This window comes from Paracoccus sp. MC1862, from assembly GCF_016617715.1.
Classification (GTDB): domain Bacteria; phylum Pseudomonadota; class Alphaproteobacteria; order Rhodobacterales; family Rhodobacteraceae; genus Paracoccus.
On sequence record NZ_CP067225.1, the window covers coordinates 712,371 to 724,849 of the forward strand.

The 12,479-nt window shown below is 66.7% G+C and carries 10 protein-coding genes; 9 read left to right on the forward strand and 1 reads right to left on the reverse strand.

Annotation, left to right across the window (positions count from 1 at the left end):
- Positions 1–6: 6 nt before the first annotated feature.
- From JGR78_RS03625 to JGR78_RS03660, 8 genes are all read left to right on the forward strand, one after another.
- Positions 7–3,639 (forward strand): vitamin B12-dependent ribonucleotide reductase, encoded by a 3,633-nt coding sequence (locus JGR78_RS03625; protein WP_182792309.1) that lies wholly within the window; start codon positions 7–9, stop codon positions 3,637–3,639.
- Between the two features lie 64 nt (positions 3,640–3,703).
- Complete coding sequence (locus tag JGR78_RS03630) at positions 3,704–3,970, forward strand: hypothetical protein (protein WP_182803219.1); 267 nt, start codon at positions 3,704–3,706, stop codon at positions 3,968–3,970.
- Between the two features lie 153 nt (positions 3,971–4,123).
- Entirely contained in the window at positions 4,124–5,788 is a 1,665-nt protein-coding gene (locus JGR78_RS03635; protein WP_182792310.1) for a formate--tetrahydrofolate ligase, read from the forward strand.
- Positions 5,789–6,151, forward strand: a complete 363-nt coding sequence (locus JGR78_RS03640; protein ID WP_234450846.1) for a YigZ family protein — start codon at positions 5,789–5,791, stop codon at positions 6,149–6,151.
- A 191-nt stretch (positions 6,152–6,342) separates the two neighbouring features.
- Positions 6,343–7,503, forward strand: a complete 1,161-nt coding sequence (locus tag JGR78_RS03645) for an isovaleryl-CoA dehydrogenase (RefSeq protein WP_182803050.1) — start codon at positions 6,343–6,345, stop codon at positions 7,501–7,503.
- Positions 7,500–7,952 carry a lysozyme inhibitor LprI family protein gene (locus tag JGR78_RS03650; protein WP_182792312.1) on the forward strand — a complete coding sequence of 151 codons (453 nt, stop codon included), beginning with the start codon at positions 7,500–7,502 and terminating at the stop codon, positions 7,950–7,952. The genes JGR78_RS03645 and JGR78_RS03650 overlap by 4 nt, the downstream gene beginning before the upstream one ends.
- A complete protein-coding gene (locus tag JGR78_RS03655; protein ID WP_182792313.1) occupies positions 7,949–8,485 on the forward strand; it encodes a lysozyme inhibitor LprI family protein in 537 nt (178 codons plus the stop codon). Before JGR78_RS03650 ends, JGR78_RS03655 begins: the two co-directional genes overlap by 4 nt.
- Positions 8,482–10,029, forward strand: coding sequence for an AMP-binding protein (locus JGR78_RS03660; RefSeq protein WP_182803054.1), 1,548 nt, complete (start codon positions 8,482–8,484; stop codon positions 10,027–10,029). Before JGR78_RS03655 ends, JGR78_RS03660 begins: the two co-directional genes overlap by 4 nt.
- A gap of 26 nt (positions 10,030–10,055) precedes the next feature.
- Here JGR78_RS03660 and JGR78_RS03665 read toward each other — a convergent pair whose 3' ends face one another.
- Complete coding sequence (locus tag JGR78_RS03665; protein WP_182792315.1) at positions 10,056–10,664, reverse strand: OmpW family protein; 609 nt, start codon at positions 10,662–10,664, stop codon at positions 10,056–10,058.
- A gap of 140 nt (positions 10,665–10,804) precedes the next feature.
- Here JGR78_RS03665 and JGR78_RS03670 point away from each other — a divergent pair, with 140 nt between their 5' ends.
- Positions 10,805–12,409 (forward strand): carboxyl transferase domain-containing protein, encoded by a 1,605-nt coding sequence (locus tag JGR78_RS03670; RefSeq protein ID WP_182792316.1) that lies wholly within the window; start codon positions 10,805–10,807, stop codon positions 12,407–12,409.
- The last annotated feature ends 70 nt before the right edge of the window (positions 12,410–12,479 follow it).

A 12,479-nucleotide genomic window follows, 5' to 3' on the forward strand; every position in this document is an offset into this window, starting at 1 on the left:
GGGACCATGAAGATCGAACGGCGTTTCACGACGGAAAAGGGCGGGGCCTATGGCGAGGTCTCCTTCACCACGACCACCTCGGAAATCCGCAATCCCGATGGCACGGTCGTCTTCCGCAACGACTCGGTCGAGGTTCCCGAGGGCTGGAGCCAGGTGGCCTCGGACGTCATCGCGCAGAAATACTTCCGCAAGGCGGGCGTCCCCGCCGCGCTGAAGCGCGTGAAGGAAAAGGGCGTCCCCGATTTCCTGTGGCGCTCGGTCCCCGACGAATCCGCGCTGGCGAAGCTGCCCGAGGGCCAGCGTTTCGTGGGCGAGACCTCGGCGCGGCAGGTCTTTGACCGTCTCGCCGGCGCCTGGGCCTACTGGGGCTGGAAGGGCGGCTATTTCACCGCCGAAGCCGACGCTCGCGCCTATTACGACGAGATGCGCTTCATGCTCGCCCGCCAGATGGGCGCGCCGAACTCGCCGCAGTGGTTCAACACCGGGTTGCACTGGGCCTATGGCATCGACGGGCCGTCGCAGGGCCACTTCTACGTCGATTTCCAGACCGGCGAGCTGGTCAAGTCGAACAGCGCCTATGAGCATCCCCAGCCCCATGCCTGCTTCATCCAGTCCGTCGCGGACGACCTGGTGAACGAGGGCGGCATCATGGACCTGTGGGTCCGGGAAGCGCGGCTCTTCAAATACGGCTCAGGCACCGGCACCAACTTCTCCTCCCTGCGCGGCGAGGGGGAAAAGCTGTCAGGCGGCGGCAAGTCCTCGGGGCTGATGGGCTTCCTCAAGATCGGCGACCGGGCGGCGGGCGCGATCAAGTCGGGCGGCACCACGCGCCGCGCGGCCAAGATGGTGATCTGCGACATGGATCACCCCGACATCGAGGCTTTCATCAACTGGAAGGTCATCGAGGAGCAGAAGGTCGCCTCGCTGGTGGCCGGTTCCAAGCAGCACGAGACGAAGCTGAACGAGATCTTCGCCGCCATCCGACAGTGGGATGGCAGCGCCGGGGACGCGACCGATCCGGCAAAGAACGAGGCGCTGAAATCCGCGATCCGGTCCGCCAAGAAGGCGATGATCCCCGAAACCTACATCAACCGGGTTCTGCAATATGCCCGTCAAGGCTTTGACTCGATCGAGTTCCCGACCTATGACACCGACTGGGACTCGGAAGCCTATGCCAGCGTTTCGGGCCAGAACTCGAACAACTCGGTCCGCGTGACCGACGCCTTCCTGCAGGCCGTGAAAGACGGCGCCGACTGGGCGCTGATCCGCCGCACCGACGGCAAGACCGCCAGGACCGTCAAGGCGCGCGAGCTGTGGGACCAGATCGGCCATGCCGCCTGGTCCTGCGCCGACCCCGGCATCCAGTTTCACGACACGGTGAACGCCTGGCACACCTGCCCGGCGGACGGGCCGATCCGGGGATCGAACCCCTGCTCGGAATACATGTTCCTGGACGACACGGCCTGCAACCTTGCGTCGATGAACCTTCTGACCTTCCTGCAGAACGGCCAGTTCGACGCCGCGGGCTATGTCCACGCCACCCGCCTGTGGACCGTCACGCTGGAGATCAGCGTGCTGATGGCGCAGTTTCCCTCAAAAGAGATCGCGCAGCGGTCCTATGACTTCCGCACGCTGGGCCTCGGCTATGCCAATATCGGCGGCCTCTTGATGAACCTCGGCCTTGGTTATGACAGCGACGAGGGCCGGGCGCTGTGTGGCGCGCTGACGGCACTGATGACCGGCGTCTCCTATGCGACGTCCGCTGAGATGGCAGGCGAGCTTGGACCATTCCCGGGCTATGCCCGCAATGCGGATGCCATGCTGCGGGTGATCCGCAACCACCGCGCGGCGGCGCATGGGACCGGCGAATACGAGGCCGTGAACGTCAACCCGGTCGCGCTGGACGTCGACAACTGCCCCGATCCGCAACTGGCGACCATGGCGCAGCGCGCCTGGGACAAGGCGCTGGCGCTGGGCGAGGAAAACGGCTTCCGCAACGCCCAGACCACGGTGATCGCGCCTACCGGCACCATCGGCCTGGTCATGGACTGCGACACCACGGGGATCGAGCCCGACTTCGCGCTGGTCAAGTTCAAGAAGCTCGCGGGCGGCGGCTATTTCAAGATCATCAACCAGTCGGTGCCGGCGGCGCTGGAAACATTAGGCTATCCGAGCGCGCAGATCGAGGAAATCGTGGCCTATGCCGTGGGCCACGCATCCTTGGGCAACTGCCCCGGCATCAACCATGCCGCGCTGGTCGGCCACGGCTTCGGCCCGCGGGAACTGGAAAAGGTGGATGCGGCGCTGGCCTCGGCCTTCGACATCCGCTTCGTCTTCAACCAGTGGACACTGGGGGAAGAGTTCTGCAAGGGCTCCCTCGGCATCCCCGCCGAGAAGCTCAACGATCCCAGCTTCGACCTGCTGCGGCATCTCGGCTTCACCCGCGCGCAGATCGACGCGGCCAATGACCATGTCTGCGGGACGATGACGCTGGAAGGCGCGCCGTTCCTGAAGCCCGAGCATTACAGCGTCTTCGACTGCGCCAATGCCTGCGGCAAGAAGGGCACGCGCTACCTGTCGGTGGACAGCCACATCCGCATGATGGCGGCGGCGCAGAGCTTCATCTCGGGCGCGATCTCCAAGACGATCAACATGCCGAACTCGGCCACGATCGAGGACGCGCTGGCGGCTTACGAACTGTCGTGGAGCCTGGGCATCAAGGCCAACGCACTTTACCGCGACGGATCGAAGCTGTCGCAGCCGCTGGCCTCGGCGCTGGTCGAGGATGACGAGGAAGCCGCCGAGATTCTGGAAAGCGGCACCGCGCAGGAGCGTGTGGCGGTCATTGCCGAAAAGATCGTCGAGAAGATCATCGTCAAGGAAGCCATCCGCAACCAGCGCGAAAAGCTGCCGTCCCGCCGCAAGGGCTATACCCAGAAGGCCCTGATCGGCGGCCACAAGGTCTACCTGCGCACCGGCGAATACGACAACGGCCGGCTGGGCGAAATCTTCATCGACATGCACAAGGAAGGTGCGGGCTTCCGGGCGATGATGAACAACTTCGCCATCGCCGTGTCCGTGGGCCTGCAATACGGTGTGCCGCTGGAGGAGTTCGTGGACGCCTTCACCTTCACCCGCTTTGAACCCGCAGGCATGGTGCAGGGCAACGACTCGATCAAGAACGCGACCTCGATCCTAGACTACATCTTCCGGGAACTGGCCGTGTCCTACCTGGACCGCACCGACCTTGCCCATGTGAAGCCGAACGGCGCCAGCTTCGACACGCTGGGCGGCGGCGCGAACGAGGGCCGGCCCGAGCCTGCGGATGAAAGCGCCGCCTCGAAGTCGGTGGAACTGCTGCGCCAGATCAGCTCGACCGGCTACCTGAGAAAGCGCCTACCGCACGACCTGATGGTGCTGCAGGGCGGCACCTCGGCGGTGGCGGTGGCGTCAAGCCTGGCCGAGACGCAGGCAAGCTTCGAGGTCGGCGTGGCGACGGTCACGCTGGACCCCCGCGCCAAGGCGAAGATGCAGGGCTACGAGGGCGATCCCTGCGGCGAATGCGGCAACTACACGCTGGTCCGCAACGGCACCTGCATGAAGTGCAACACCTGCGGCGGAACGTCGGGCTGCAGCTGAGAGATCTGGTCGGGGCGCAGAAGTGGAAGCTCTGCACCCCCGCCGCCTCACACGAATGCACCGCGTGGGAGCGCTTTACGATCAGAGGCCGCATGCCGGTGGCAACCTGAGCGGACGGGAAGCCGTGATAACTGCCTCAATCATCCACGACTTCGATGGTGTGGATAACCAGAGAGGTTTCAACAATGGCCAAGGACGAAAAAAAAGTCCGAAAGCGGCAAGCGCCGCATCGCGTGTGTTGAAGGATGGGCGAACCGGCAAGGACTCCAAGACTGCAGCCGGATCTGCACTGTCGCAGGCACCTGATAAGAAGAAGCAGATCAGCCGCTAGCGGCCTCGACTTGCAACGTCGCGGAAAATGGGTGCGCGCTTAAGACTGAAAGACGAGGGACATGACAGGTCGCCGCCCGGTATCACCGGGCGGCGATGCCTTTTGCTGATGGCTTGCCGAAGCCGGGCCAAGGGGCGCAACAGGGGGACGCGGATGAAGACGGATATCGAGATCGCGCGCGCCGCGACCAAGCTGCCGATCGGGCAGGTCGCGGAAAAGCTGGGGATCGGGGCGGACGATATTCTGCCCTATGGCCATGACAAGGCGAAGATCCCGCGCGATTTCATCGACGGGCTGGCCGGGCGTCCGCAGGGCAAGCTGATCCTCGTCACCGCCATCAACCCGACGCCGGCGGGCGAGGGCAAGACCACCACCACCATCGGCCTCGGCGATGCCCTGAACCGCATCGGCCACCCTGCCACCGTCTGCATCCGCGAGGCCTCGCTTGGCCCGAACTTCGGCATCAAGGGCGGCGCGGCAGGCGGGGGCCACGCTCAGGTTGTGCCGATGGAGGACATGAACCTTCATTTCACCGGCGATTTCCACGCGATCACCAGCGCCCACAACCTGCTGGCGGCGATGCTGGACAATCACATCCACTGGGGCAATGCGCTGGACATCGACCCGCGCCGGATCACCTGGCGGCGGGTCATGGACATGAACGACCGGGTGCTGCGGGACGCCGTTGTGGGGCTTGGAGGTCCCGCCAACGGGGTGCCGCGCGAGACGGGCTTCGACATCACCGTCGCTTCCGAGGTCATGGCGATCCTGTGCCTTGCCGACGACCTTCAGGACCTGCAGGAACGGCTGGCGCGGATCATCGTCGCGCAGACCCGCGACGGGAGGTGGGTCACGGCCCGCGACCTGCAGGCGGACGGCGCGATGACCGTGCTGCTGCGGGACGCGCTGCAGCCCAATCTTGTGCAGACGCTGGAAAACAACCCGGCGCTGGTCCATGGCGGCCCCTTTGCCAATATCGCCCATGGCTGCAACTCGGTGATCGCGACCCGCACCGCGCTGCGGCTGTCGGATTTCGTCGTGACCGAGGCGGGGTTCGGGGCCGACCTGGGCGCGCAGAAATTCCTCGACATCAAGTGCCGCAAGGCCGGTCTTGCGCCTGCCGCAGCGGTGCTGGTGGCGACCGTGCGGGCGCTGAAGATGAACGGGGGCGTCGGCCGCGCCGATCTTGCCAACGAGGACGTGGGTGCCGTCCGCGCGGGTTCCGCCAACCTCATCCGCCATATCCGCAACCTGCGCGCCTATGGCCTGCCGCTCGTCGTCGCCATCAACCATTTCGCGACCGACACCCCGGCCGAGATCGCCGCCGTCCAAGACGCAGCCGCCCGCGAAGGCGTCCGCGCCATCCTCTGCCACCACTGGGCCGAGGGCGGGGCAGGGGCCGAGGAACTTGCCCATGAGGTGGCGGCGCTTTCGGCGGAACCCTCGGGCTTCCGGCTGCTCTATCCCGACGAGATGCACCTGTGGGACAAGATCGAGATGATCTGCACCCGCATCTACGGCGCCGCGCGGGTCGAGGCGCCGCCTTCCATCCGCGCCCGCCTGATCGCCTGGCAGGAGGACTACGGCCACCTGCCCATCTGCATGGCCAAGACGCCCTACAGCTTCTCGGCGGACCCTTCCGCGCTCGGGGCACCCAGCGGCTTCACCATCCCGATCCGAGAGGTCCGACTGGCGGCAGGCGCGGGCTTCATCGTCGCCATCTGCGGCGACATCATGACCATGCCCGGCCTGCCGCGGGAACCTGCGGCGAACCGGATCGGGCTGGACGCCGAGGGGCGGATCGAAGGGCTGTTCTGAGTGTCCCGGCTTACCACCTTCGACCGCATCATCTCGGACCGCGGCTCGGTCTATGCGGTCTCGGGCGGACCCGTCGCCGACCGGGCCGGGATCGAGGCGCGGCTGGCCGAACTGAAATCCGTCCGCCGCTTTGCCAAGGCCACCCATAACAGTTGGGCCGCGCGGCTGGGCGGCGAGGGGCTGAAGGCCGATGACGGCGAATCCGGTGCCGGCGCGATCATCCTGCGGATGCTGGAAAGCGAGGGGCTGGACGATCATCTCGTCGTCGTCACCCGCTGGTATGGCGGCAAGAATCTTGGCGGCGACCGCTTCCGCCATGTGATCGGCGCGGTGCGCCACTACCTCGCGCATCGGCCGGTCTGAGGGGGCCTTCTTCATCTTGCGTTGTCGCGGCCGAGAGCCGCAGCAGGCCGCCCGTCACCGACCATCGACTTGCGCCGGAGACCAGCCTTGCGCGCTGCCGCCGCATTGCGGTTACTGTTGACCGACGCCTGCTCTCTGCGGCATAAGGCGAATTAACTGAACGAACGTTCAATAACCGGGGGAGGGTTGAAATGTTCACGCGGGGGATGGAATTCGACCTTGGCGAGGACGTGAACGCACTGCGCGACCTCGTCCACCGCTGGGCGCAGGAATGGATCAGGCCCATCGCCACGCAGGTGGACCGCGAGAACGTCTTTCCCGCCGACCTCTGGCGCGAAATGGGAGAGCTTGGCCTGCTGGGCATCACGGTACCCGAGGAATACGGCGGCACCGGCATGGGTTATCTTGCCCATACCATTGCGGTCGAGGAAATCGCGCGAGCCTCGGCCTCGGTCAGCCTGTCCTATGGGGCGCATTCGAATCTCTGCCTCAACCAGTTGAAGCTGAACGGCTCCGAGGAGCAGAAGCGGAAATACCTGCCGAAGCTGTGTTCCGGCGAGCATGTCGGCGCCTTGGCGATGTCCGAGGAAGGCGCGGGGTCCGATGTCGTCGGCATGAAGCTGCGGGCCGAGAAGCGGAACGGCTACTACGTCCTGAACGGCAGCAAATACTGGATCACCAACGGTCCCGATGCCGATGTGCTGGTGGTCTATGCCAAGACCGACCCCGAGGCGGGCTCGAAGGGCATGACCGCCTTCATCGTGGAAAAGGGCACCAAGGGCTTCACCCAGGGGCCGCATTTCGACAAGCTGGGGATGCGCGGCTCGAACACGGGCGAGTTGATCTTCGAGGATGCCGAGATTCCCTTCGAGAACGTGCTGGGCGAGGAGGGCAGGGGCGTGCGCGTGCTGATGTCCGGCCTCGATTACGAACGGCTGGTCCTGTCGGGCATCGGCACCGGCATCATGGCCGCCTGCCTCGACGAGGTGATGCCCTATGTGCGTGAACGCAAGCAGTTCGGCCAGTTCATCGGGAACTTCCAGTTGATGCAGGGCAAGATCGCCGACATGTATGTCGCGCTGAACACCGCCCGCGCCTATGTCTACGAGGTCGCACGGGCCTGCGACGCGGGCAAGGTGACGCGGCAGGACGCGGCGGGGGCGGTGCTTTACGCCTCCGAGCAGGCGATGGCGCAGGCGCATCAGGCCGTGCAGGCGCTGGGCGGCGCGGGCTTCCTGAACGATTCTACCGTCAGCCGGCTCTTCCGCGACGCCAAGCTGATGGAGATTGGGGCCGGCACCAGCGAAATCCGCCGGATGCTGATCGGCCGCGAGCTGATGGCGCTGGAGTGATCCGGGCCCTTGCCCTCGCGTTCATGGCCGCGCTGCCCGCCTCGGCGCAGCAGTATGATCCGGCGCTGATCCCCGCCTGCCTCGGCGCTGCCCCGGACCAGACTACGCGGCGCGCCTGCATCGGCGTCGCCTTTCAGGCCTGCATGAACGCTGCTGGAGGAGAGACGACCGCCGGGATGCACGGCTGCCTGTCGCCCGAAACCGCCCAATGGGATGAGATGCTGAACGCCGCTTATGCCGAGTTGCGCCAGTCCCCGGAGGCGCGGGCGGTGGCGCTGCGGGACGCCCAGCGCGCCTGGATCGCCTTTGTGGACGCCGCCTGCACCTATGAGGCCAGCGCCTACGAGGGCGGCTCGCTTGCAGGCGTAGTCGGCGGGACGTGCCGGATGCAGCGCACCGCCGAGCGCGCCTTGGAACTGCGCGACTATGTGGAGGAGGGGGGACGGTGATCCGCTCGCAGATCGCGCAGGCGGGCAGGTGGCCCCTGCACCTGCTGCGCGCCGTTCTTGCAACGCTGTCCTGCGGGTTGGCCGCCCCCGGCATCGCCATGCCCGCCGATCAGGCCAGGGTGGATGCCGAAGCGATGAATGCCTGCGTCGCAGCGGCACCCGACATGGTGACGGCAAGCACCTGCATCGGCACCCAGCAGGCAGCCTGCGTGGCGCGGCTGAAGCAGGTCTACAAGGACGTCGGCCCGGTGGACGGACGTGGCCCCTGCCTGGGCGCCGAACGCGACTATTGGGATGGGCAGCTGAACGACGGCTACACCCGCCTGATGGCGGCCGAGGTGGGAGAGGGCGCCGATGCCTTGCGGCAGGCCGAGCGGGCCTGGATCGCCTTCCGCGATTCGCTTTGTGCCTATGAAGCCCGATCCTGGGCGAGCCAGCCCGAAGGTGACATGGCCGGACCTGCCTGCCTGACGCGCGAGACGGCGCTGCAATCCCTGCGGATCGACGGCTATCTGGCGGAGCGGACCCGATGAACCCGACGCTCGACAGCACCGATTACGATCGGCTTCGCCGCGAGTTCCGCTGGAACTGGCCCGCGCGGTTGAACATGGCGGATCAGGCCGTCGGCGACTGGGCGCGGGCCGAGCCTGGGCGGACGGCGATCATCGAATATGACGGCACGCCGCGCCCCATCACCTACGGCGAGCTTGCGGCGCGGGCGGACCGCCTGGCCCACGCGCTGGGGGCGATCCGGGGGGAGAGGATCGGGGTGTTCCGCACCCAGTCCGCCTGGACCGCCGCCGCCCATGCCGCGGTCTGGAAATCCGGCGCGATCTCGGTCCCGCTGTTCAAGCTGTTCGGGGACGAGGCGCTGCGCCTGCGCCTGACCGATGCCGGGATCGGAACGGTCATCACCGACCCCGAGGGCCGCGCGATGCTGGCCCCCTCCGGCCTCAACGTGATCGTCCCCGAGGAGGACGACCTGCCCGACGCCGGACCTTTCCCGACAGCCGAGACCAGCCCGGAAGACCCTGCAGTGATGATCTATACCTCGGGCACCACCGGCAGCCCCAAGGGCGCGCTGCACGGGCACCGGATGCTGACCGGCCACCTGCCGGGGGTGGAAATGAGCCACGACCTGCTGGAACCCGGCCGCGACGTGCTGTGGACCCCGGCGGACTGGGCCTGGATCGGGGGGCTTTTCGACGTGGCGATGCCGGCCTTTGCCCTCGGCGTGCCAGTCGTGGCCGCGCGCCTGCCCAAATTCGACGTGGATACCTGCGTGGCGCTGATCCGAGACTGCGGCGTGACGGCGACTTTCCTGCCGCCGACCGCGCTGCGGATGCTCAAGGCGGCGGAGGCGACGGTCCCTGGCCTGCGATCCGTCGCCTCGGGCGGCGAGACGCTGGGGGCCGAGATGCTCGACTGGGGCCGCCGCGCCTTCGGCCTGACGATCAACGAGTTCTACGGTCAGACCGAATGCAACATGGTCGCCGCCTCGGCCTCGTCGATGTTTCCCGCGCGCCCCGGCTCCATCGGCAAGGCGGTGCCCGGCTTCGACCTGCAAGTGATCGATGAGCAGGGCCAGCCCACGGACGGAGAGGGCGACATCGCCATCCGCCGCGGCGCGGGCTCCATGATGCTGGGTTACTGGAACCGCCCTGAAGCCACGGCCGAGAAGTTCCGCGGCGACTGGCTGGTCACCGGCGACCGCGGCGTGATCGAGGACGGCTATGTCCGCTTCGTCGGGCGCGACGACGACGTGATCACATCCGCCGGCTACCGTATCGGCCCGTCGGAAATCGAGGACGTGCTGATCAAGCACCCCGCCGTCGCCGCTGCGGGCGTGATCGGCAAACCCGACCCGCTGCGGACGGAAATCGTCGTGGCCTATGTCGTGCTTCGCCGAGGCTTCGCGCCCTCGGACGCTTTGGCGAGGGAATTGCAGGACCACGCCCGCACCCATTGCGCCGCGCACAGCTACCCGCGCGAGGTGGTCTTCCTCGACGCGCTGCCGATGACTGTGACGGGCAAGGTCATGCGGCGCGAGTTGCGCAAGCTGGCGGAGGGCACATGATCTCCGCCAGTCCCCATGCGTCCCTGTCAGAACTTGAAGACGTAGGTGGCCTGCACGGCGAAGGGGTCGATCTCGACCTCGCCGATCTTCTCGCCGTTCAGCTTCACATCGGCATCGATGTCGATCCAGCGGACCGTGGCGCGGACGGCGGACTTGTCGTTCAGCCACCAGTCGGCGCCCGCCTGCAGCGCAAGGCCCCAGCTATGCTCAATATCCAGGTCGTTGCCGTCCAGCGCCCCACTCGTCGATTCATCCCAGAAGCTGGTGTAGTTCAGCCCGATTCCCGCATAGGGCTTGAAGACCGAACCGGTATCCCAGTGATAGTTGACGCTCAGCGTCGGCGGCAGGTGCTTGACCGAGCCGACCTTGCCCAGACCATCAATGTCGATGTCATGCTTGAAGGGCGTGGCAGCCAGCAGCTCGATGCCGATGTTGTCGCGCAGGAAATATTCCACCGTCAGAGTCGGGCGCAGGTCGTTGCCGACCTCGACGTCAAGGTTCCCGGCGACGGTGCCGTTGTCGTCCTTGGGCATGACGCTGCCCAGGCCCAGGCCGATGGTCCAGTCGCCTGCCTGCTGGGCAAGCGCGGGCATCGCCAGGGCGGCGACAAGGGCGGCAAGGCTGATCGTTTTCATCGCTGTTCTCCCGTTCGATCATCTGCCGCTGACCTGCGCCCGCGCGCGGAACAGTCACATGATCCAGATCAAACCTTTCGCCGCGTGAACGCCCCCGCGACAACGCGCCGCACCCCTTGGCCCTTACAGGATCATCCGGCATGAAATTGAAATCGGCGGCCCTGACCTCGTCCGACGCCTTCCGCACCAACCGGCAGGCGCATCTGTCCATGCTGGACACAATCCGGCAGGCGGCCGAGGCCGCGGCCCAGGGCGGCGGCGCGGATGCGCTGGCCCGCCACGCCTCGCGCGGCAAGATGCCCCCGCGGGAACGGGTGGCGAACCTGCTCGACCCCGGCTCGCCCTTTCTGGAAATCGGCGCGACGGCCGCGCACGGGATGTATGACGGCGCGGCCCCCGGCGCGGGCGTGATCGCGGGCGTCGGGCGGGTGCACGGCCTTGACGTGATGGTCGTCGCCAACGACGCCACCGTGAAGGGCGGCACCTATTACCCGACGACGGTGAAAAAGCATCTCCGCGCGCAGGAGATCGCGGAAGCCTGCCATCTGCCCTGCGTCTATCTGGTGGACTCGGGCGGCGCGAACCTTCCCAATCAGGACGAGGTCTTCCCCGACCGCGACCATTTCGGCCGCATCTTCTATAATCAGGCGCAAATGAGCGCCAAGGGCATCCCCCAGATCGCCGTGGTGATGGGAAGCTGCACGGCGGGCGGCGCCTATGTCCCCGCCATGTCGGACGTCACCATCATCGTCCGCAACCAAGGCACGATCTTCCTCGCCGGCCCGCCGCTGGTGAAGGCCGCGACCGGAGAGGTCGTCAGCGCCGAGGACCTGGGCGGCGGCGACGTCCACACGCGGCTGTCCGGCGTGGCCGACTATCTCGCCGAGGACGACTCCCACGCCCTCGCGCTCGCCCGCCGCGCCGTCAGCCACCTGAACCGCCGCCTGCCGCAGACAGTGGTCTGGCAGTCGCCGGAAGCGCCTCTCTACGACCCCGAGGAGATCCTGGGCGTCGTCCCCGCCGACCTGCGCACCCCCTACGACATCCGCGAGGTCATCGCCCGCACGGTGGACGGCAGCCGGTTCGACGAGTTCAAACCCCGCTTTGGCGAGACGCTGGTCACCGGCTTCGCCCATCTCGAGGGCTGCCCTGTCGGCATCATCGCCAACAACGGCGTCCTGTTCTCGGAAGCCGCCATCAAGGGCGCACATTTCATCGAGCTTTGCTCTCAGCGGTCGATCCCGCTGGTCTTCCTGCAGAACATCACCGGCTTCATGGTCGGCCGGAAATATGAGAATGAGGGCATCGCCCGCCACGGCGCCAAGATGGTGACGGCGGTGGCGACGACCTCGGTCCCCAAGATCACCATGTTGGTCGGAGGCTCCTTCGGCGCGGGCAACTACGGCATGGCCGGCCGCGCCTATTCCCCGCGCTTCCTCTGGAGCTGGCCCAACTCGCGCATCAGCGTCATGGGCGGCGAGCAGGCGGCTGGCGTCCTCGCCACCGTCCGCCGCGAGGGGATCGAGCGCAAGGGCGGCACTTGGAGCGCGGAAGAAGAAGCCGAGTTCAAGCGCCCCACGATCGAAATGTTCGACCGCCAGTCGCACCCCCTCTACGCCTCGGCCCGGCTTTGGGACGATGGCGTCGTCGACCCGCGCAAGACCCGCGACGTGCTGTCGCTGTCCCTGCGCGCCAGCCTGAATGCACCCATCGAGCCCACCCGCTTCGGCGTCTTCAGGATGTGACGATGCAAAGCATCCCTGGTCTTTCTTCATCGCACAAATATCCTCCGGGGGTCCGGGGGTGGAAAACCCC

Excerpts from the sequence above, each read along its gene's own strand:
- JGR78_RS03625 (WP_182792309.1), top strand. The coding sequence starts at position 7 with ATGAAGATCGAACGGCGTTTCACGACGGAAAAGGGCGGGGCCTATGGC.
- JGR78_RS03635 (WP_182792310.1), top strand. The coding sequence starts at position 4,124 with ATGAAGACGGATATCGAGATCGCGCGCGCCGCGACCAAGCTGCCGATC.
- JGR78_RS03645 (WP_182803050.1), top strand. The coding sequence starts at position 6,343 with ATGTTCACGCGGGGGATGGAATTCGACCTTGGCGAGGACGTGAACGCA.
- JGR78_RS03660 (WP_182803054.1), top strand. The coding sequence starts at position 8,482 with ATGAACCCGACGCTCGACAGCACCGATTACGATCGGCTTCGCCGCGAG.
- JGR78_RS03665 (WP_182792315.1), bottom strand. The coding sequence starts at position 10,664 with ATGAAAACGATCAGCCTTGCCGCCCTTGTCGCCGCCCTGGCGATGCCC.
- JGR78_RS03670 (WP_182792316.1), top strand. The coding sequence starts at position 10,805 with ATGAAATTGAAATCGGCGGCCCTGACCTCGTCCGACGCCTTCCGCACC.